The 19,523-nt window shown below is 48.2% G+C and carries 23 protein-coding genes and 2 other annotated features; all 23 genes read left to right on the top strand.

Features of this window, described 5'->3' with window-relative positions; all coding sequences use genetic code 11:
- Positions 1-196: 196 nt before the first annotated feature.
- The 23 genes from KNQ18_RS16140 (at position 197) to KNQ18_RS16250 (ending at position 19,338) form a co-directional block, all read left to right on the top strand.
- A complete protein-coding gene (locus KNQ18_RS16140) occupies positions 197-652 on the top strand; it encodes a CtsR family transcriptional regulator (protein ID WP_023466578.1) in 456 nt (151 codons plus the stop codon).
- Between the two features lie 25 nt (positions 653-677).
- Positions 678-1,106, top strand: a complete 429-nt coding sequence (locus tag KNQ18_RS16145; protein ID WP_029343073.1) for a hypothetical protein — start codon at positions 678-680, stop codon at positions 1,104-1,106.
- Positions 1,099-2,172, top strand: coding sequence for an ATP--guanido phosphotransferase (locus tag KNQ18_RS16150; protein WP_023466586.1), 1,074 nt, complete (start codon positions 1,099-1,101; stop codon positions 2,170-2,172). The genes KNQ18_RS16145 and KNQ18_RS16150 overlap by 8 nt, the downstream gene beginning before the upstream one ends.
- Positions 2,172-4,619, top strand: a complete 2,448-nt coding sequence (gene clpC, locus KNQ18_RS16155; protein WP_023466588.1) for an ATP-dependent protease ATP-binding subunit ClpC — start codon at positions 2,172-2,174, stop codon at positions 4,617-4,619. The genes KNQ18_RS16150 and clpC overlap by 1 nt, the downstream gene beginning before the upstream one ends.
- A 76-nt stretch (positions 4,620-4,695) precedes the next feature.
- Complete coding sequence (radA, locus tag KNQ18_RS16160; RefSeq protein ID WP_029343076.1) at positions 4,696-6,072, top strand: DNA repair protein RadA; 1,377 nt, start codon at positions 4,696-4,698, stop codon at positions 6,070-6,072.
- A 127-nt stretch (positions 6,073-6,199) separates the two neighbouring features.
- Positions 6,200-7,285 carry a PIN/TRAM domain-containing protein gene (locus KNQ18_RS16165; protein WP_050677148.1) on the top strand — a complete coding sequence of 362 codons (1,086 nt, stop codon included), beginning with the start codon at positions 6,200-6,202 and terminating at the stop codon, positions 7,283-7,285.
- Positions 7,286-7,417: 132 nt separating this feature from the next.
- Positions 7,418-8,101 carry a 2-C-methyl-D-erythritol 4-phosphate cytidylyltransferase gene (gene ispD, locus KNQ18_RS16170; protein WP_215085605.1) on the top strand — a complete coding sequence of 228 codons (684 nt, stop codon included), beginning with the start codon at positions 7,418-7,420 and terminating at the stop codon, positions 8,099-8,101.
- A gap of 2 nt (positions 8,102-8,103) precedes the next feature.
- Positions 8,104-8,586, top strand: coding sequence for a 2-C-methyl-D-erythritol 2,4-cyclodiphosphate synthase (gene ispF / locus KNQ18_RS16175; RefSeq protein WP_029343079.1), 483 nt, complete (start codon positions 8,104-8,106; stop codon positions 8,584-8,586).
- A gap of 43 nt (positions 8,587-8,629) precedes the next feature.
- A complete protein-coding gene (gene gltX / locus KNQ18_RS16180) occupies positions 8,630-10,078 on the top strand; it encodes a glutamate--tRNA ligase (RefSeq protein WP_023466595.1) in 1,449 nt (482 codons plus the stop codon).
- Positions 10,078-10,296 (top strand) — a binding site (T-box leader). It overlaps the preceding gene by 1 nt.
- Positions 10,297-10,305: 9 nt before the next feature.
- Positions 10,306-11,025: a serine O-acetyltransferase EpsC gene (gene epsC, locus KNQ18_RS16185; protein ID WP_353049779.1), complete on the top strand. Its 720-nt coding sequence runs from the start codon at positions 10,306-10,308 to the stop codon at positions 11,023-11,025.
- On the top strand, positions 10,979-12,376 hold the full coding sequence (cysS, locus tag KNQ18_RS16190; protein WP_215085607.1) for a cysteine--tRNA ligase: 1,398 nt from the start codon (positions 10,979-10,981) through the stop codon (positions 12,374-12,376). Before epsC ends, cysS begins: the two co-directional genes overlap by 47 nt.
- The gene (locus KNQ18_RS16195) at positions 12,373-12,777 is read left to right on the top strand and encodes a Mini-ribonuclease 3 (RefSeq protein WP_023466600.1); all 405 of its coding nucleotides are present in this window, start codon (positions 12,373-12,375) and stop codon (positions 12,775-12,777) included. Before cysS ends, KNQ18_RS16195 begins: the two co-directional genes overlap by 4 nt.
- A gap of 166 nt (positions 12,778-12,943) precedes the next feature.
- Positions 12,944-13,627 (top strand): 23S rRNA (guanosine(2251)-2'-O)-methyltransferase RlmB, encoded by a 684-nt coding sequence (gene rlmB, locus KNQ18_RS16200; RefSeq protein WP_412767687.1) that lies wholly within the window; start codon positions 12,944-12,946, stop codon positions 13,625-13,627.
- Positions 13,624-14,154: an NYN domain-containing protein gene (locus KNQ18_RS16205; RefSeq protein WP_050677145.1), complete on the top strand. Its 531-nt coding sequence runs from the start codon at positions 13,624-13,626 to the stop codon at positions 14,152-14,154. The genes rlmB and KNQ18_RS16205 overlap by 4 nt, the downstream gene beginning before the upstream one ends.
- A 187-nt stretch (positions 14,155-14,341) precedes the next feature.
- The gene (sigH, locus tag KNQ18_RS16210) at positions 14,342-14,983 is read left to right on the top strand and encodes an RNA polymerase sporulation sigma factor SigH (protein WP_029343084.1); all 642 of its coding nucleotides are present in this window, start codon (positions 14,342-14,344) and stop codon (positions 14,981-14,983) included.
- A 155-nt stretch (positions 14,984-15,138) separates the two neighbouring features.
- Positions 15,139-15,285: a 50S ribosomal protein L33 gene (gene rpmG, locus KNQ18_RS16215; protein WP_023466603.1), complete on the top strand. Its 147-nt coding sequence runs from the start codon at positions 15,139-15,141 to the stop codon at positions 15,283-15,285.
- Between the two features lie 44 nt (positions 15,286-15,329).
- The gene (gene secE, locus KNQ18_RS16220; protein ID WP_023466605.1) at positions 15,330-15,500 is read left to right on the top strand and encodes a preprotein translocase subunit SecE; all 171 of its coding nucleotides are present in this window, start codon (positions 15,330-15,332) and stop codon (positions 15,498-15,500) included.
- A gap of 19 nt (positions 15,501-15,519) precedes the next feature.
- Positions 15,520-16,071: a transcription termination/antitermination protein NusG gene (gene nusG, locus KNQ18_RS16225; RefSeq protein WP_023466607.1), complete on the top strand. Its 552-nt coding sequence runs from the start codon at positions 15,520-15,522 to the stop codon at positions 16,069-16,071.
- Positions 16,072-16,220: 149 nt separating this feature from the next.
- Entirely contained in the window at positions 16,221-16,646 is a 426-nt protein-coding gene (rplK, locus tag KNQ18_RS16230) for a 50S ribosomal protein L11 (RefSeq protein WP_023466609.1), read from the top strand.
- A gap of 117 nt (positions 16,647-16,763) precedes the next feature.
- Entirely contained in the window at positions 16,764-17,450 is a 687-nt protein-coding gene (gene rplA / locus KNQ18_RS16235; RefSeq protein ID WP_023466610.1) for a 50S ribosomal protein L1, read from the top strand.
- A 55-nt stretch (positions 17,451-17,505) separates the two neighbouring features.
- Positions 17,506-17,657, top strand: a sequence feature (ribosomal protein L10 leader region).
- A gap of 50 nt (positions 17,658-17,707) precedes the next feature.
- On the top strand, positions 17,708-18,214 hold the full coding sequence (gene rplJ / locus KNQ18_RS16240) for a 50S ribosomal protein L10 (RefSeq protein ID WP_023466611.1): 507 nt from the start codon (positions 17,708-17,710) through the stop codon (positions 18,212-18,214).
- A gap of 76 nt (positions 18,215-18,290) precedes the next feature.
- Positions 18,291-18,659 (top strand): 50S ribosomal protein L7/L12, encoded by a 369-nt coding sequence (gene rplL / locus KNQ18_RS16245; RefSeq protein ID WP_023466613.1) that lies wholly within the window; start codon positions 18,291-18,293, stop codon positions 18,657-18,659.
- Positions 18,660-18,741: 82 nt separating this feature from the next.
- Positions 18,742-19,338, top strand: coding sequence for a class I SAM-dependent methyltransferase (locus KNQ18_RS16250; protein ID WP_023466614.1), 597 nt, complete (start codon positions 18,742-18,744; stop codon positions 19,336-19,338).
- Positions 19,339-19,523: the final 185 nt, after the last annotated feature.

Consider the following 19,523-nt stretch of genomic DNA (forward strand, 5'->3'; position numbering starts at 1 on the left):
GTTAAGCACTTGAACGCCGAAAGTAGTTGGGGGCTTCCCCCTGTGAGGATAGGACGTTGCCAGGCACTTGACCGATCTGCAGATTGCAGATCGGTCTTTTTGTGTTTTCTAAAAAGCCTTATCAGTTGCATTTCTTTTTTTAGATGATTACTATTAAATCAAACAATAGTCAAAGATGGTCAGAGAGGTGGTGCCAATGCAAAACATCACAGATATCATCGAAGCCTATTTAAAGCAAATTTTACACGACGAAAAGACGATTGAAATCAAACGTCAAGAAATTGCACAACGTTTTGACTGTGTTCCATCACAAATCAACTACGTCATCAATACTCGTTTTACGGTCGAAAAGGGTTATTTTGTTGAAAGTAAACGGGGTGGCGGTGGATACATTCGGATTCAAAAAATCGTTGTGCTCGATAGTCACGATCTATTAGACGAAGTCAGTTCATGGATTGGTGATCATTTGACGGAACAAGCTGCAGAAGATTATTTGATTCGTTTGATGAACGAACAATTATTGACGCGGCGGGAAGCTATTTTGATTCAATCGCTGTTGCAAAAAGAGAGTTTGCCAATGGCGGTCGAAGATCAACACCGGATGCGTGCCCACTTGATGCGGACGCTTCTTCAAACCATGAAGCGACTCTAGTCGTCGGACATTGGAGGAATGCATGATGCGTTGTCAACGATGTGGCGAACGAGAAGCAATCGTCCGTGTCAAACTTCCACAAGAATCGGAAACCGATGAGAAGTTCTTATGCTCGGTTTGTGTGCGGGAGTTAGCACGTGAATATCAAGGGACGGCGTGTCCGTCTTGCGGTATGACCCGTCAACAATTGCTTCATCTTCGTAAAGTCGGTTGCCCGACTTGTTATTCATTTTTTAAAGACGAAGTCGACGGCATGGTTCGTCAGTTCCAACACGGTCATACGCAACATTATGGCTCACGGCCTGATGAGGAATCCGTTGAAAAACGATTGAACCAGCAACTCAGTCGACTCAAAGAACAACTTAACCGCAAAATCTTAGCAGAAGATTATGAAGAAGCAGAAATCATAAAACAACAGATTGAGAGTGTCGAGGAGGATTTGCGTCATGTTTGAAGAGTTGCTCCAACACCCTTTAAGCGAATCGATGAATCAATCTTCTCCCTTTGACGACATCGTCGTTTCGACACGGATCCGGTTGGCGCGTAATACGACACGTTATCCGTTCTCAACGATGTTATCAGAAGCACAAGCTAATGCGCTCATTGAAGAGACCGAACGTCAACTAAACGGGATGAAAGGGTTCCGGTTTGGTCGCGTCGATCAAGCAGATGTCCTGACTCGAACCGCTTTAGTAGAAAAGCATCTGATCAGTCCAGCGTTAGCCAGTCATCCGCGGACAGGACTCTTCATTAGTGAGGATGAGCAGATCAGTGTCATGGTAAACGAAGAGGATCATTTCCGAATCCAGACGTTACTACCCGGACTTCAACTTGAAGAAGCGTTTCGGATCGCAAAACAAGTCGATCGCTTGATCAGTGAACGATTTAAAATTGCTTTTGATGATACGCTTGGTTATTTAACGACGTGTCCGAGTAACGTCGGAACAGGTCTTCGTGCTTCCGTGATGTTGCACTTACCGGGACTGGTCCTGACGAATCAGATTCAAGGCTATATCAAACACTTACGACAGCTCGGATTCGCGATTCGTGGGCGTTACGGCGAGGGAAGCGATGCTTCTGGTCGTATGTTCCAACTTTCGAACCAACGGACGCTTGGAGCAAGTGAGGATATGCTGATTACGGACTATCAATTTGCGGTCGAAGCATTAATTGAAGCAGAACAGGCAGCACGAAAAGGATTATTGGAGATGTATCAAGAAGAACTAGAGGACAGACTATATCGTTCCTATGGCATCCTGACATCAGCTCGACTGATTACAGCGCGGGAAGCAACGGAACGGTTATCGGATGTTCGCTTAGCGGACAGTCTGGGACTAGAGGTCAATCTACCTCCAAATCTTTTTCACCAACTGCTCGTCTCGCTACAAACAGGTTTTCTACAAAAGCATTTCGGGAAACAATTAACATCTAGAGAACGGGACATCGAACGGGCGAAACGAATCCGGACGATGTTAACCGAACAAACAAACAGGGATCACACACAAGGAGGTTTTGCATAATGATGTTTGGACGATTCACAGAACGTGCACAACGTGTATTGGCACTTGCTCAAGAAGAGGCAGTACGGTTGGGGCACCACAATATCGGAACAGAACACATTTTACTCGGACTTGTACGTGAAGGAGACGGAATTGCTGCGAAAGCATTAACAGCACTCGGTCTCAGTTCAGATAAAATTCAAATGGAAGTCGAAGCATTGATCGGTCGCGGACAAGATGGTGCAACGACGATTCACTATACACCACGTGCGAAAAAGGTCATTGAGTTATCAATGGATGAGGCACGTAAACTTGGTCACTCTTACGTTGGGACAGAACACCTCTTGCTCGGATTGATCCGAGAAGGAGAGGGCGTTGCTGCTCGTGTCTTAAATAACTTAGGCATCAGTCTTTCAAAAGCCCGTCAGCAAGTACTCCAGTTGCTCGGGAACAGTGAAACAACAGCAAACGCGTCGCAAGCAGGTTCAGGTGTCGCAACACCAACACTTGATGGTCTTGCTCGTGATTTGACACAACAAGCGCGTGAAACACGTCTTGATCCAGTTATCGGTCGTGCGAAAGAAATTCAACGCGTCATCGAAGTCTTGAGCCGCCGGACGAAAAATAACCCAGTCTTGATCGGGGAACCAGGGGTCGGTAAAACGGCTGTCGTCGAAGGTCTCGCTCAACAAATCATCAATAACGAAGTACCGGAGACGTTACGCAATAAACGTGTCATGGTACTCGACATGGGAACACTCGTTGCCGGTACGAAATACCGTGGTGAATTCGAAGATCGTTTGAAAAAGGTCATGGATGAGATTCGTCAAGCGGGTAACATCATTCTCTTCATCGATGAGTTGCATACATTGATTGGAGCGGGTGGAGCAGAAGGTGCGATCGATGCATCGAACATCCTTAAACCATCGCTCGCACGAGGTGAACTCCAGTGTATCGGAGCAACGACTCTTGATGAGTACCGGAAATACATCGAAAAAGATGCGGCACTCGAACGTCGTTTCCAACCGATTCAAGTCGCAGAGCCAACAACGGATGAAGCAACACAAATCCTATTTGGTCTTCGCGATCGTTATGAAGCACACCACCGTGTGACGATCACAGACGAAGCGATTCAAGAAGCGGTCACATTGTCAGATCGATACATTTCGGATCGTTTCCTTCCGGATAAAGCGATCGATTTGATCGATGAAGCGGCATCGAAAGTTCGGTTGCGTTCATACACAGCACCACCGAACTTAAAAGAAGTCGAAGCAAAACTCGAAGGTATCCGTAAAGACAAGGACGAAGCTGTCCAAAGCCAAGAGTTCGAAAAAGCAGCAAGCCTCCGCGATACGGAACAAAAATTACGCGATGAGCTTGAGCGTTTGAAAGAGGAATGGCAGAATAAACAAGGCAACGAAAAACTTGAAGTCACAAAAGATGACATCGCACAAGTTGTTGCCAACTGGACAGGTGTACCGGTCACGAAGATCGCGGAAGAAGAGACGGATCGTCTCCTTCGCCTCGAAGAAATCCTTCACGATCGTGTCATCGGTCAAAACGAAGCCGTTAAATCAATTTCAAAAGCCATCCGTCGGGCACGTGCTGGACTGAAAGATCCAAAACGTCCGATTGGTTCGTTCATCTTCCTCGGTCCTACTGGGGTTGGTAAGACAGAACTCGCACGTGCGGTTGCCGAGGCGATGTTCGGAGATGAGGATGCAATCATCCGGATCGACATGTCAGAGTACATGGAGAAACATGCAACGAGCCGTCTCGTCGGTTCACCTCCAGGATATGTCGGTTACGAAGAAGGCGGTCAATTGACTGAAAAAGTTCGCCGGAAACCATACTCGGTCATCTTACTTGATGAAATCGAGAAGGCGCACCCGGAAGTCTTCAACATTCTCTTGCAAGTACTTGATGATGGACGCTTAACAGACTCGAAAGGGCGGACGGTTGATTTCCGTAACACGATCATCGTCATGACATCGAACGTCGGTGCAAGTGCCCTTAAACGGAATAAATATGTCGGATTCGCTGTTTCGGAAGATACGGATCGCGAATACAAAGACATGAAAGATAAAGTTATGGAAGAACTCAAACGGGCGTTCCGTCCAGAGTTCTTGAACCGGATTGATGAAACGATCGTCTTCCACTCACTCGAGAAACAACACATCGAAGAGATCGTGAAGTTGATGGCGAAAACCCTTGAAAAACGTTTGGCTGAACAGGAAATTCATTTCGAATTGACACCAGCTGCCCTCTCGAAGATTGCCGATATCGGATACGATCCAGAGTACGGCGCACGTCCAATCCGTCGTGCCCTTCAACGGGAAGCGGAAGACCGGTTGTCAGAAGCATTGCTCGCAGGCGATATCCAAAAAGGAGAACGTGTTGCGCTTGATGTCGAAGAGAACGAATTCATCGTTCGCCGGAATCACGTGAGTTCTGCCGCAACGGAATAAGCACTGAGCACAGGGCCAGCTTTCGCACTTTCTGAGCGAAGCTGGTTCTTTTTTTGAAATAGAAAGGATGAATCGATTGGCTAAGTTAAAAACAAAATTCGTTTGTCAAAGCTGTGGGACCGAATCCCCGAAATGGATGGGACGTTGTTCAGGATGCGGGGAATGGAATACGATGGTCGAAGAAGTCGTCGAAGAAAAAAAAGGACGGCGCGGTGCCGCTTTCGTTCATACGACGACAAAACAATTGAAGCCAGAGCGCCTCGCGAACATCGTCTCGCAAGAAGAGAGTCGTGTCTTTACCGGAAGTGGTGAATTCGACCGTGTCCTCGGAGGCGGTATCGTTCCAGGTTCGATGGTGCTTGTTGGAGGAGATCCGGGGATCGGGAAGTCGACGATCTTACTGCAGACGAGCGCACGTCTTGCCCAACGTGGCGAAAAAGTACTCTACATCTCAGGGGAAGAATCGCTCAAACAAACGAAATTGCGTGCGGAACGGCTTGGCTTACCGACACAGGATTTGTTCGTCCTGAGTGAGACGGATATGAACATGATTGAACGTGTCGTCGATGAAGAACAGCCACGTTTTTTAATCATCGACTCGATTCAAACCGTCTACATTGATGAAATCCAGTCCGCACCCGGGAGCGTGACACAGGTACGTGAATGTACGGCGATGCTGATGAAAATTGCGAAGAGTCGCGGTATTGCGATCTTCATCGTCGGTCACGTCACGAAACAGGGTTCGATTGCTGGACCACGTTTACTGGAGCACATGGTGGATGCTGTCTTGTATTTCGAAGGCGAACGTCACCATACGTTCCGGATTCTGCGTGCCGTCAAAAACCGATTTGGTTCAACGAATGAGATCGGAATTTTTGAGATGCGGGAGTCTGGTCTTGAAGAGGTCTTGAATCCGTCAGAAATTTTCCTCGAGGAGCGGACGTCCGGTGTATCCGGTTCAACGATTGTTGCTTCGATGGAAGGGACACGGACGGTCCTCGTCGAACTGCAAGCACTGATTTCACCGACGTCATTCGGGAATCCTAGACGGATGGCGACCGGAATCGATCAAAACAAGGTTGCCTTATTGATGGCGGTCCTTGAGAAACGGTCGGGTCTTCTCCTTCAGACACAAGATGCCTACCTCAAGGCAGCCGGGGGTGTGAAGCTGGATGAACCCGCGATTGACTTGGCGGTTTGTGTTGCGATTGCTTCCAGTTTCCGTGACAAGCCGACGCGTCCGACGGATGTCGTGATTGGTGAAGTCGGATTGACAGGTGAGGTTCGTCGTGTATCGCGGATTGAACAACGTGTAGCAGAAGCAGCCAAACTCGGTTTCACACGGGCAATCATTCCGAAAAACAACTTAGGGGGTTGGACGTATCCGGACGGGATTACGGTCGTCGGTGTCGAGAGTGTGGACGAAGCATTACGTGAAACCATTCCGTTTTAAGCTGGAATGACGCAAAAAATGGGGGAACTGTAATGGATATGTAAACAGTTTCCCCTCCTTCCGGCGTAGGTAGTTCAAATCAGTACATGTTACAATGAACTTAAAATAAGCAAAGGAGGTGAGAAGATTGAAAATCGTCATTCGGGTATTTTTTGCATTACTCGGACTTGCCCTCGGGATCTTGTTGCTTCCTCAGTTCTTCCAATTAATTGAAACGGCAACGAATACGACATTCCCCGCGTGGTTGATGAGCGAATACGTAACTGGAACGATTGGTGCACTCATATTCTTATTAATTGGATTATTCATTACGGATTCGGTAATTCGACTTCTCCGATTTTTAGAAGAACGGCTCGTCAAAGCCCCAGTGGCAGATCTCTTTTTTGGAACATTTGGTTTGTTGATTGGGTTGGTACTGGCTTTCCTCGTCAGTACATTGATTGATTTGGTAGGTATTCCTGTCCTCAGTAACGTCTTAACGATCTTCGTGACCGCGTTATTCGGATATCTCGGCTTTACAGTCGGGTATCGTAAACGTCATGAATTGACGAAAATCTTCTTACGTAGCAACCAAAGTGAGAAAAAGACGGCACCTGAAGTCGTCGCCCCAGTTAAGTCAAACAGTAAGGTACTCGATACGAGCGTCATCATCGACGGGCGGATCACGGATATCACAAAAACCGGCTTCGTCGAAGGAAAGCTGATCGTTCCGCAATTCGTCATTGGGGAGTTGCAGTACATCGCGGATTCTTCCGATACGTTGAAACGAAACCGTGGACGTCGTGGACTCGATGTCTTAAAAGAGTTACAAGAGATTCCCGGTGTTGAGGTCGAAATTTACGATGGCGACTTCGAGGATGTACCGGAAGTCGATATCAAACTGATTAAACTCGCGGAACTCGTCAAAGGGATCGTCGTCACGAACGACTATAACTTGAACAAAGTCTGTGAAGTCCGACATGTTCCTGTTCTTAACATCAATGATCTGGCGAATGCCGTCAAACAAGTCGTCATTCCAGGTGAAGAGATGACCGTCCTTGTCATCAAGGAAGGAAAAGAACAAAAACAGGGCATCGCCTATCTCGAAGATGGGACGATGGTCGTCGTCGAAGGTGGAAAACACCTGATCTCGAAAACAATCGGCGTTGTCGTCACGAGCGTCTTGCAGACATCAGCTGGACGAATGATTTTTGCGAAACCACAAGAAAAATGAGACACTATGCCTAGAGAGACATCGAGAGGCATTCGGATAGACCCCGTAACGGATTCGATTTCATGATCGAGTCCGTTTTCGGTGTGATGGAATGGATCACGATGATCAGTGAGAGAGAAAAGAGGGAATGGGATGTCTACAGCCACATATCGCGTCGTCATCCCCGCTGCCGGTGCCGGTAAGCGGATGGGCGCAGATCGTAATAAATTGATGCTTGAACTAAGAGACCGTCCAATCATCGCTTGGACACTGGATGTCTTCGAGGCAGATCCGGCATGTACGGAAATCATCCTCGCGATCAATCCACTAGAACAAGAATGGTTTACAAGTATTATCGCGTCTTATAAGACATCGATTAGACTTGTCGCGGGTGGTGCCGAACGTCAGGAAAGTGTTCTCCGTGGTCTTGAGGCGTTAGAAGGCGAAGGGATCGTTCTGATCCATGATGGTGCCCGACCGTTCATTTCACAAGCAGCGATTCATGCGGTCGTCCAAGCGGCAGTCTTAGACAAAGCAGCGATTCTTGCCGTGCCGATTAAAGACACGGTCAAACGGATTGAAGCGAACCACATCAGCGAGACCGTCCCGCGGGAACACCTGATGGCAGCCCAGACACCACAAGCGTTTGATCTTGCGACGATTCGCATGGTTCATGAAAAAGCGGCAACGAAATACCTAGGAACCGATGATGCAAGTTTGATAGAATGGGACGGAGGAAAAGTAACGATCGTCCACGGTCACTACGAAAATATCAAGATGACGACACCGGACGATCTTTGGTTCGGTGAAGCGATTCTAATGAAACGAGGGAAATGATCATGATTCGAATTGGACAAGGTTTTGATGTACATGCCTTTGCAGAGGATCGGAAATTGATTTTAGGCGGTATCGAGATTCCGCATACGAAAGGATTGCTCGGTCATTCGGATGCAGACGTCTTGTTACATACGATTGCCGACGCGGCACTTGGTGCGATCGCAGCGGGGGATATCGGAAAACATTTTCCGGACACGGATCCGGAATTCAAGGATGCCGATTCAGCAAAATTGTTGCAGCATGTCTACGCGCTCGTTAAACAACAAGGGTATGAGCTTGGCAACCTAGATGCGACAGTCATCGCACAGGCACCAAAGCTTCGTCCGTACATCGACACGATGCGTGCGCGGATCGCGGAATTACTCGAAGCGGACATTGAACAGATCAATGTCAAGGCAACGACGACGGAATGGTTAGGTTTTACGGGACGAGAAGAGGGAATCGCTTGTCAAGCAGTGATTCTACTGAAACGAATCGAAGAATAAGGTATACTAGATAAGCGAATTTTAGTCGAAGGAGTGATTGGCAATGGCAGAAGTACGAGTACGTTATGCCCCAAGTCCAACAGGACACTTGCATATCGGGAATGCCCGGACTGCATTATTTAACTATCTGTTTGCGCGCCACTTAGGCGGTAAGATGGTATTACGAATCGAGGATACGGACCAAAAGCGGAACATCGCAGGCGGTGTCGAGAGTCAAATGAAGAACCTCGAGTGGCTCGGTGTCGATTGGGACGAAGGTCCAGGTCGCGGTGGCGAGTACGGTCCTTATTCACAAATGGAGCGTCTCGATATCTATCAAAAGTACACGGACGAGTTACTTGAAAAAGGACTTGCTTACCGTTGCTACATGACATCGGAAGAGCTCGAAGCAGAACGCGAAGCGCAAATAGCACGCGGAGAAGCACCACGTTATTCAGGGGCACACCGTAACCTGACAGCAGAACAAGAAGAAGCGTTCCGCGCAGAAGGTCGCACACCGTCAATTCGGATTCGTGTACCGGAAGATGTCACGTATACATGGAATGATATCGTCAAAGACGACGTCTCATTCGAATCAAAAGACTTCGGTGACTGGGTCATCGTCAAAAAAGATGGCATTCCGACGTACAACTTTGCCGTCGTCATCGACGATCACTTGATGGCGATCAGTCATGTCCTTCGTGGGGATGATCATATTTCGAACACACCGAAACAGATGATGATCTATGATGCGTTCGGTTGGGAATACCCGACGTTCGGTCACATGACATTGATCGTCAACGAATCACACAAGAAGCTCTCGAAACGTGATCACTCGATCATTCAGTACATCGAGCAGTATAAAGAGCTCGGTTATCTCCCGGAAGCATTGCTCAACTTCATCACGCTTCTCGGTTGGTCACCAGTCGGCGAACAAGAGATCTTCACGAAAGAAGAGTTCATCGAGATCTTTGACGCGGATCGTCTCTCGAAGAGTCCAGCTGTCTTCGACCAAAACAAACTAGCTTGGATCAACAGCCAGTACATGAAACATCAATCGTTCGAAGAAGTATTCGAAGCAAGTCTTCCGTTCCTACAAGAAGCAGGTCGCGTCGAAGCGTCACCTTCAGAAGAAGAGCTCGCTTGGGCACGTGATCTCGTTGCGTTATACCGCGAACAGATGACGCATGGCGCGGAAATCGTCAAGCTTTCAGAGATGTTCTTTGAGGACGAAGTGGTGTATGATGAAGAGGCAAACACTGTCTTGAGTGGCGAGACGGTTCCGACTGTACTTGCAGAATTCGCGAACCAATTACGTGCTCTCGAAGAGTGGACACCAGAAGCGATTAAAGCATCGATCAAAGCGACGCAAAAAGCGACTGGTCAAAAAGGAAAAAACTTGTTCATGCCAATTCGTGTCGCGACGACAGGACAGACGCATGGTCCAGAACTCCCGAACACGATTCAATTACTAGGAAAAGACCGTGTGCTTGCACGGCTTGAAGCAGAATAACGAAAGCGTAGACGAGGAAAGTAACGATGCGTCTTCTTCTCCAGAGACAAGCTCGAATGGTGCGAGGGCTTGAAGAAGCGAATCATGAAATGCCCCTCTGAGTGCTGCCCGAAATCCGTGAAAGTAGGCGCAGACGTATCTCCGGCGTTAACGGACGTCGAGAGGGATGAGTCAATCGTCCAAACAGAGTGGGACCGCGCTTCGTTAGCGTCTCTGTGCAGCAATGCATAGAGGCGCTTTTTCTTATGGAGAGGAGAACGTATATGACACGGATACGAGAAGATATCCGCAATGTGTTTGAGCAAGATCCAGCTGCCCGCAGCACGTTAGAAGTCATTTTGACATACCCGGGCTTACATGCGATTTGGATGCATCGCCTGGCCCATCGGCTCTGGAACGCAAAGTTTCGCTTGCTCGGTCGATTGATTTCGCAATTCAGTCGCTTTTTGACAGGCATCGAGATTCATCCAGGAGCGACGATTGGACGCCGATTCTTTATTGACCATGGGATGGGTGTCGTCATTGGTGAGACGACGATCATTGGCGATGACGTCACGTTGTTTCAAGGCGTGACACTCGGCGGAACGGGGAAAGAAACAGGAAAGCGTCATCCGACGATTGAAGACGGCGTACTTGTCTCTGCCGGTGCTCGTGTCCTAGGTGATATCACGATCGGGGCATACTCAAAAATCGGTGCCAGTTCCGTCGTCTTAAAACACGTTCCTCCAAATGCGACCGTCGTCGGCATTCCGGGACGTGTCGTCATTCAAGACGGCATGAAGGTCGAAGCACCACTTGATCATCGTTTCCCGGATCCGGTCAGCGATTGCCAAGAGCGGATTGAAATGGAACTAGAAGTATTAAAACAAGAAATTGAACGGATTAAAGGAGGGCGACGTCATGATTCAACTGTACAACAGCATGACCGGAAAAAAGGAACTATTTAAACCATTAGAAGAAGGAAAGGTCAAGATGTATGTCTGTGGCCCGACGGTTTACAACTACATTCATATCGGGAACGCGCGTCCAGCAATCGTTTTCGATACGGTCCGTCGCTACTTCACATACCGCGGATACGAAGTTAAATATGTCTCGAACTTCACGGACGTCGATGATAAGATCATCCGGACAGCGAACGAACTCGGAGAAGACTATCATGCGTTGACGAAACGTTTCATCGAGGCGTATCACGCGGATACGGGCGCCTTGAATGTCCAAAAAGCGGATATCCATCCACTCGTCACGGAAACGATGGACGATATCATCGCCTTCATCGAAGTCCTCGTCGAAAAAGGCAATGCCTACGCATCAAGCGGGGATGTCTACTTCCGGACGCGTAGTTTCAAGGATTATGGTCAATTGAGCCAACAGTCGATCGATGAATTGCGCGCAGGCGCACGAATCGAAGTCGGAGAGAAAAAAGAAGATCCGCTTGATTTCGTGCTCTGGAAAGCAGCAAAACCAGGTGAGCCGGCATGGACGAGTCCATGGGGCGAAGGACGACCAGGCTGGCACATCGAGTGCTCGGCGATGGCAAAGAAATACCTTGGAGAGACGATTGACATTCATGCTGGTGGACAAGACTTAAAGTTCCCGCACCATGAGAATGAGATCGCCCAGTCAGAAGCATGCAACTCACAGAAGTTCGCAAACTACTGGATGCATAACGGGTTCTTAAACATCGAAAACGAGAAGATGTCGAAGTCGCTCGGTAACTTCTTGACGGTTCATGAAGCAATCCAAGCGGTCGATCCGATGGTATTACGATTCTTCATGTTATCGGTTCAGTATCGTCACCCGATCAACTACAGTCGTGAACTGATCGATCAAGCAGCGAATGGTCTCGCACGGATTCGGGAATCGGTCGCAAACATCGAACACCGCCTTGAAATGACGGCCGATCTCGGAACAGGTGACGAGAAGTGGTTGAATCGTCTAGCGGCGATCAAGGAACATTTCATCACATCGATGGATGATGATTTCAATACAGCGAACGCTGTGACGGATTTATTCGATCTCTCGAAAGAAGCCAACTTGTACCTCGGAGAAGCACATGTGTCGAAACAGGTGCTCGAACAGTTCCTCGCACTCTTCTCGGAATTATCAGATGTCCTCGGTGTCACGTTGACAGTCGACAAAGGCTTACTCGATGAAGAAGTCGAACAGTTGATCGAAGAGCGGAACACAGCCCGTCAAAATCGTGACTTCGCACGAGCGGACGCAATCCGCGATCAGCTACGTGATCAAGGGATCTTGCTGGAAGACACAGCGCAAGGGATGCGGTGGAAGCGCGGATGAAGAACTACAAACAACTGAATGCACTCGCGTTAGCGTACATGGGCGATGTCGTCTATGAGATTCGTGTGCGGGAGCGATTGCTCGAACAAGGTTATGTGAAGCCGGGCGAGTTGCATAAAGCAGCTGTCCGGTACGTTCGGGCACAAGCACAAGCGACGGTCGTGACGCACTGGTTGAACACGGATGCGTTGACGGAAGAAGAGGCAGCGGTTGTCCGGCGCGGAAAGAACGCGAAATCCGGTTCTGTCCCGAAGAGCACGGACGTCCATACGTATCGCTACGCGACAGCATTTGAAGCATTACTCGGTTATATTTATCTTTCAGAAGGAGGGGATCGCCTTGAAGAACTCATCGGACAAGCGTTCGAACTACTCGAAGCCGAAAAAACAGACGAATCCTAAGGCTACCGGTGCGAAGCCGAAAACGAAGGCACAACGTCCAGCACAAGAGAAACGAAAAGCCGCTCCAGTCAAGGAACAGCCCATCGCGATCGAACCACTCGAAGAAGGACAAGATTTCTTGTCAGGTCGTAATCCGGTCCTAGAGGCATTGCGGAGTGGACGAGAGATGAACAAGCTGTTCTTGCAGGAAGGACAACAAAAAGGACCGCTCGCCGTCATCCATGCGATGGCGCAGGAAGCGGGCATTCAAATCCAGCTCGTCCCGCGTTCGCGGTTAACCGGTTTAGCTGGAACGGAAAATCACCAAGGTGTCGTCGCAGCGGTTGCTGCGTATGAATACGCCGAGATGGAAGACATCTTCGAGCTTGCACGTCAAAAGGATGAAACACCGCTCTTGATCATGCTTGATGAGCTCGAGGATCCACATAACCTCGGATCAATCTTGCGGACAGCAGATGCTGTCGGAGCACACGGGATCATCATTCCGAAGCGTCGCTCAGTCGGATTGACGCAAGTCGTCGCGAAGGCATCAACAGGCGCAATCGAACATATCCCGGTCGTTCGTGTGACGAACCTCGCTCGGACGATGGAGGATCTAAAGAAACAAGGCATCTGGTTCGTCGGAACGGATGCACGTGAAAGTGACGACTACCGGACACTCGATGGTACGATGCCGCTCGGAATCGTCATTGGAAGTGAAGGAAAAGGAATGAGCCGGCTCGTCCGTGAGAAATGTGACTTCCTCGTCCACCTCCCGATGGCAGGACATGTCACGTCGCTCAACGCATCGGTCGCGGCTTCGCTATTATTATATGAAGTCTACCGGACTAGAAAGCCGTATGCGCGATGAAATATGATCGCCTCATCGTAGATGGCTACAATATCATTGGCGCATGGCCAGAATTTCGGACGTTGCGGGAGCAAGACTTTGAATTAGCACGGGAACGGTTGATTCATGCGATGGCGGAGTACCAAGCCGTCACAGGGATCAGCGTTACGATCGTCTTTGATGCCTATCTGCAACCAGGGCGTGAGTCTCGGATGCTAAAAAGCGGAATCGATATCGTCTATACACGAGAAAACGAGACGGCGGACGAGTGGATTGAGAAAACGGCCGCTGACTGGCTGCAGGATATCCGGGTCAAGCTGACGGTAGCGACGAACGACTACACGGAGCAATGGGTCATCTTCACGCTTGGAGCACTCCGTATATCAGCGCAGGAACTCCGGCGTGAGTGGAAAGCAGCAGTTGCCGTCATCAAGCAACAAACGACGTCTGCGAAGACGACGGCTCAACCGCGCTCGAAGATTGATTTACCGGAAGATGTCGTCGCGCGCCTCGAAGCGATTCGTCGACGAAAGAATTCAGATACATGATATGAACCATTCGTATGAGCAATCCGCCGTTCTCCTTCATTCGAGAGCGGTGGATTTTTTTGTAGAAAAGATACATTTTGGATACAACAAAAGAGGTCATGCCAATTTTCATTGTCGTGCGACAGGTAATTATTGTATAATTAAAAACAATTGAACTATTCGTCAATGATGCTTGGAGGGATACAGGATGAGTTTGGTTTCGTTCGACCAGTTTGAGTGCATGACCGATGAAGCGCTTGTAGAACAAGCGAAAGAGTTCGATAACAGCGATGCGCTCGAATTTTTGATCGAGCGGTATCGAAATTTCGTACGTGCCAAAGCCCGTTCTTACTTTTTGATCGGGGCAGACCGCGAAGACATCATTCAAGAAGGAATGATCGGTCTCTATAAGGCGGTACGGGATTACCGAACGGATAAGCTCGCCTCGTTTAAAGGATTTGCCGAATTATGCATCACGCGACAGATGATCACTGCGATCAAGACGGCGACACGTCAGAAACATATCCCGTTGAACTCGTACATCTCGCTCGATAAACCGATCTATGACGATGAATCGGAGCGGACGTTACTTGATATCATCACGTCGACAGCACCTTCTGATCCACAAATCTTGATCATCAACCGGGAAGAATACGCAGACATCGAATCGAAGATGGATGAGATTCTGAGCGACCTCGAACGGAAGGTCCTCGCGCTCTATCTCGACGGACGGACGTATCAGGAAATCTCTGACGACCTCGATCGTCACGTCAAATCGATCGATAATGCCTTGCAACGCGTCAAGCGTAAGCTTGAGCGTTATCTCGAAGCACGAAAGATGACGGTCTAACAGAGAGGTAGATTGACCGTAATCCCTTCCTATGCTACTGTATAACTAGCGCCTTACTAGCGAGACGCCGCTCATAGGCGTTTTTTTTTACGCTCTTTTTCGGAAGGAAAGTACCTTAACAGAAGAGAAGAGTGGCAAAGAAGGAGGACTTTGAGATGGCGAAGAAAGTAGGCCTTGCTTGTGATAATTGCGGTGCCCGCGACTATACGACGATGAAAAAAGAGGACGTCACTGTCCGCTTGGAATTGAAGAAATTCTGCCGTCGTTGTAACGCGCATACGATTCATAAAGAAGCGAAATAAGGCTTCATCTGTCCCGATTTATTACATCCTGGAGGGAAAGTACGATGAAATTTTTGCGTGACGTATGGAATGAATTGAAAAAGACGAGCTGGCCAAAACGGAAAGAGCTGACGAAATACACATTGACGGTCATCGGTATGGTGATCTTCATGGGTGTCTTCATCTTCGGCGTCGATTCAGGGCTTAGCGCATTGATGAGCTGGTTGATTAAGTAAAAAGAAGAGGTGGCCTACCATGGAGAAACAATGGTTTGTCGTCCAAACGTATTCCGGATTTGAAAACAACGTCAAGGCGAACCTTGAACGTCGGATTGAATCCATGAACATGGACGAAAAAATCTTCCGTGTACTCGTTCCGATTGAAACGGTACAAGAAGAAGTAACGAACAAAAAGGGAGAAACGAAAATCAAGGAACGTGAAGTCAAGATCTTCCCGGGGTATGTCCTCGTCGAGATGGTCATGACGGATGATTCTTGGTATGTCGTCCGGAATACTCCGAACGTCACGGGCTTCCTCGGATCAGTCGGCGGCGGTTCAAAACCGACACCACTCCTTCCGGAAGAAGCAGAAAACATCCTTGGATCAATGGGTCTCGTCGATCTGAAGAGCCGTTACGACTTCTCACTCGGACAAATCGTCCGAATCAAAGAAGGAGCTTTCGAGAATCTCGAAGGTACGATCGAGGAGCTTGATACAGATGCTGAGAAAATGAAAGTCTCTGTTGATATGTTCGGTCGCGAAACGAAGGTCGAGCTTGATTTCGCACAGGTCGATAAAATCGATTAAGTTTCCTATTGCGAATGTTTTGTTTTAATGATACAATTTTTCGTGTTTGATGTTGTGCTTATTTCGATAAATAACTCGTCGAATAGAATGAGTGGGAGGACGCGCAACGTCCAATTAAACCACATTAAAGAATTAAGGAGGTGTGTCTCGTGGCGAAGAAGGTTATGAAACTCGTAAAACTTCAAATTCCTGCGGGCAAAGCAAACCCAGCTCCACCAGTTGGACCGGCACTCGGTCAAGCAGGTGTGAACATCATGGGCTTCTGTAAAGAGTTCAACGCTCGTACACAAGACCAAGCCGGCTTGATTATCCCTGTAGTCATCACGGTTTTTGAAGATCGTTCATTCACATTCATCACTAAAACTCCTCCAGCAGCAGTTCTCTTGAAGAAAGCAGCTGGAATTGAGAGTGGTTCAGGTGAACCGAACCGTAAGAAAGTAGCGACTGTCAAACGTGACAAAGTTCGTGAAATCGCTGAAACAAAAATGCCAGACCTTAACGCATCATCTGTTGAAACAGCAATGTTGATGGTTGAAGGTACTGCACGTTCTATGGGTATCGTAATCGAAGACTAATGTCTTTTTGATTACCATGAACAACGATGAGGGTCGCAGGCGGATAGTTTCTTGAAGCCTGCTACCCTTTCATTATGTGGGAGGATTTTCCGCACAACCACAAAGGAGGAACCTAAAATGGGTAAGAAGTACAAAGAAGCTGCTAAGCTTATCGATCGTACGGTTTCATACGAACTCGCAGAAGCTGTAGATTTGACTAAAAAATCTGCAACTGCGAAATTCGATGAGACTATCGAATTGGCTGTTCGTCTCGGAGTAGATCCGAAGAAAGCAGACCAACAAATCCGTGGAGCAGTCGTATTGCCACACGGTACTGGTAAAACACAAAAAGTTCTCGTCTTCGCGAAAGGTGAGAAATTAAAAGAAGCGGAAGCTGCTGGAGCAGATTACGCTGGTGATGCTGAGTACATCAACAAAATCCAACAAGGATGGTTTGATTTCGACGTTATCGTCGCGACACCAGACATGATGGGTGAAGTTGGTAAACTTGGTCGCGTTCTCGGACCAAAAGGCCTCATGCCAAACCCGAAAACAGGTACAGTTACATTTGACGTCACAAAAGCAATCAACGATATCAAAGCTGGTAAAGTTGAGTACCGTGTCGACAAATCAGGTAACATCCACGTTCCTGTCGGTAAAAAATCATTCGATAACGAGAAACTCGTTGAGAACATCAACACAGTTATCGAAACTCTCGTAAAAGTTAAGCCTGCTACTGCTAAAGGTGTATACCTTAAGAACATCGCGATCGCTTCTACAATGGGTCCTGGTGTAAAAGTATCTTCAGCTGACTTCGCGAAATAATTTCGTCTAAAACGAACTTGACAACGTTCTAAGAACGCTGTTACAGTATAAAACGTTGATATATTTCGACATACCGTAGACAGAAGGTGCTCACATGGGCATAAATCCTTCCGAGGTGTTCTTGCTCAGAGAGCCTGTTTGTTCAGGTATCCTTTTTGACGATTACGCCTCCTCTGCTCTGCAGACGGAGGCTTTTTATTTGAAATCGAGCAGCCCCTCGCACCGGTACATTTCATCTACCAGGAGGTGCAACAGAAATGGCAAACGAAAAAGTTATCGCTGTCAAAGCGGATCTCGTATCTGAGATCGCTGAGAAACTCCAAGCGAGCGCAGGAACAGTTGTCGTCGACTACCGTGGTCTCACAGTAGAAGAAGTCACTGAACTTCGTAAACAACTCCGCGAAGCGGGCGTTGAATTCAAAGTTTACAAAAACGGTCTCCTGCGCCGCGCGGCAGTTCAAAGCAACCTCGAAGGTCTTGATGAAGTCTTCACAGGTCCTAGTGCGATCGCCTTCAGCAATGAAGACGTTATCGCGCCAGCTAAGATCTTGAACGACTTCGCTAAAACGCACAAGGCTCTCGAACTTAAAGGTGGTATCATCGAAGGCAAAGTCACTTCAGTAGAAGATGTCAAAGCCCTTGCGGAACTTCCATCACGCGAAGGTCTCCTTTCGATGCTCCTCAGCGTGCTTCAAGCGCCAATCCGTGGACTCGCGGTGGCAACGAACGCAATCGCAGAGCAAAAAGAAGAACAATCTGCTTAATTTCTGCTTAGCGGGATAGGCAACCAACACAATTTTCACACCCCAACGTGGGCTAAATCAAAGGAGGAAAACCATAATGGCTTTCAACAAAGAGCAATTTATCGAAGACCTCAAGGGCATGACTGTTCTTGAACTTAACGAACTCGTAAAAACAATCGAAGAAGAATTCGGCGTATCAGCAGCAGCTCCAGTAGCAGTTGCAGGTGCTGGCGCAGGCGCAGCAGCTGAAGAGCAAACTGAATTCGACGTTATCCTTACTAACGCTGGATCTGGTAAAATCAACGTCATCAAAGCAGTTCGCGAATTGACTGGTCTCGGTCTTAAAGAAGCGAAAGCTCTCGTAGACGGAACTCCAGCACCAGTTAAAGAAGGCGTTTCGAAAGAAGACGCTGAAGCAATGAAAGCTAAGCTTGAAGAAGCTGGCGCTACTGTAGAAGTTAAGTAATTTTCTTCTTCCGTAGAAACAAAAGAAGCTCGCATTGCGAGCTTCTTTTGTTTTCATCTTTTACATGAGAGGGGAAGGAAGCATGGCGGATCATTATTATACGAATGACCCTTCATCGAAACGAGATCCGAAGACGTGGGAATATGTTCTGCGTGGTCAGACGCTCCGCTTTACATCGGATCATGGTGTCTTTTCGAAGAACGGAATCGATTTTGGTTCCCGTCTGTTGATCGAGGCATTCACGGAACCGGCTGTAGCGGGAGACATCTTGGATGTCGGTTGCGGATACGGACCGATGGGTATTGCGCTTTCGAAGTCGACTGGTCGTCCGGCACACTTGATCGATGTCAATGAACGGGCGCTCGAACTAGCGGCAGACAATGCGCGCGCGAACGGTGTTTCCGTGACGACCGGTGTGAGTGACGGGTATGATGGGGTAGGCGAATCGACATTCGCAGCGATCGTGACGAATCCACCGATTCGGGCGGGGAAAACGGTCGTTCATCGTATCCTCCGGGAAGCGTATGACCACCTCGTCGTTGGCGGCGAGCTTTGGGTTGTCATTCAAAAGAAACAAGGTGGACCATCTGCGAAGAAGTTGATGGAAGACGTATTCGGTATGTGTGAGACAGTTACCCGCGATAAAGGGTACTCGATATTTAAATCAATTCGGTCTTGACAAATCGAAGGATTTGTCGTTGACCGCATGTTGTGTCTATGATAGTATTATAAAATGCCATTGGAGTGATTTTTGGATAAGATGTTTGAAAGCAGCTGGCGTTCTCGACTACAGATGATTGAGTAGACAAGACGTCGCTTTTTTGCGCTTATCAATCAAAAAATGGCTTCAATGTTCGATATTAC

It is taken from the genome of Exiguobacterium sp. s78, from assembly GCF_018618985.1.
Lineage (GTDB): Bacteria > Bacillota > Bacilli > Exiguobacteriales > Exiguobacteriaceae > Exiguobacterium_A > Exiguobacterium_A abrahamii.

What these genes read in the sequence shown, in the direction of transcription:
- KNQ18_RS16140 (WP_023466578.1), top strand. Translation starts at nt 197, where the DNA reads ATGCAAAACATCACAGATATCATCGAAGCCTATTTAAAGCAAATTTTA.
- KNQ18_RS16145 (WP_029343073.1), top strand. Translation starts at nt 678, where the DNA reads ATGCGTTGTCAACGATGTGGCGAACGAGAAGCAATCGTCCGTGTCAAA.
- KNQ18_RS16150 (WP_023466586.1), top strand. Translation starts at nt 1,099, where the DNA reads ATGTTTGAAGAGTTGCTCCAACACCCTTTAAGCGAATCGATGAATCAA.
- clpC (WP_023466588.1), top strand. Translation starts at nt 2,172, where the DNA reads ATGATGTTTGGACGATTCACAGAACGTGCACAACGTGTATTGGCACTT.
- ispD (WP_215085605.1), top strand. Translation starts at nt 7,418, where the DNA reads ATGTCTACAGCCACATATCGCGTCGTCATCCCCGCTGCCGGTGCCGGT.
- ispF (WP_029343079.1), top strand. Translation starts at nt 8,104, where the DNA reads ATGATTCGAATTGGACAAGGTTTTGATGTACATGCCTTTGCAGAGGAT.
- gltX (WP_023466595.1), top strand. Translation starts at nt 8,630, where the DNA reads ATGGCAGAAGTACGAGTACGTTATGCCCCAAGTCCAACAGGACACTTG.
- cysS (WP_215085607.1), top strand. Translation starts at nt 10,979, where the DNA reads ATGATTCAACTGTACAACAGCATGACCGGAAAAAAGGAACTATTTAAA.
- KNQ18_RS16195 (WP_023466600.1), top strand. Translation starts at nt 12,373, where the DNA reads ATGAAGAACTACAAACAACTGAATGCACTCGCGTTAGCGTACATGGGC.
- rlmB (WP_412767687.1), top strand. Translation starts at nt 12,944, where the DNA reads ATGAACAAGCTGTTCTTGCAGGAAGGACAACAAAAAGGACCGCTCGCC.
- KNQ18_RS16205 (WP_050677145.1), top strand. Translation starts at nt 13,624, where the DNA reads ATGAAATATGATCGCCTCATCGTAGATGGCTACAATATCATTGGCGCA.
- sigH (WP_029343084.1), top strand. Translation starts at nt 14,342, where the DNA reads ATGAGTTTGGTTTCGTTCGACCAGTTTGAGTGCATGACCGATGAAGCG.
- rpmG (WP_023466603.1), top strand. Translation starts at nt 15,139, where the DNA reads ATGGCGAAGAAAGTAGGCCTTGCTTGTGATAATTGCGGTGCCCGCGAC.
- secE (WP_023466605.1), top strand. Translation starts at nt 15,330, where the DNA reads ATGAAATTTTTGCGTGACGTATGGAATGAATTGAAAAAGACGAGCTGG.
- nusG (WP_023466607.1), top strand. Translation starts at nt 15,520, where the DNA reads ATGGAGAAACAATGGTTTGTCGTCCAAACGTATTCCGGATTTGAAAAC.
- rplA (WP_023466610.1), top strand. Translation starts at nt 16,764, where the DNA reads ATGGGTAAGAAGTACAAAGAAGCTGCTAAGCTTATCGATCGTACGGTT.
- rplJ (WP_023466611.1), top strand. Translation starts at nt 17,708, where the DNA reads ATGGCAAACGAAAAAGTTATCGCTGTCAAAGCGGATCTCGTATCTGAG.
- rplL (WP_023466613.1), top strand. Translation starts at nt 18,291, where the DNA reads ATGGCTTTCAACAAAGAGCAATTTATCGAAGACCTCAAGGGCATGACT.
- KNQ18_RS16250 (WP_023466614.1), top strand. Translation starts at nt 18,742, where the DNA reads ATGGCGGATCATTATTATACGAATGACCCTTCATCGAAACGAGATCCG.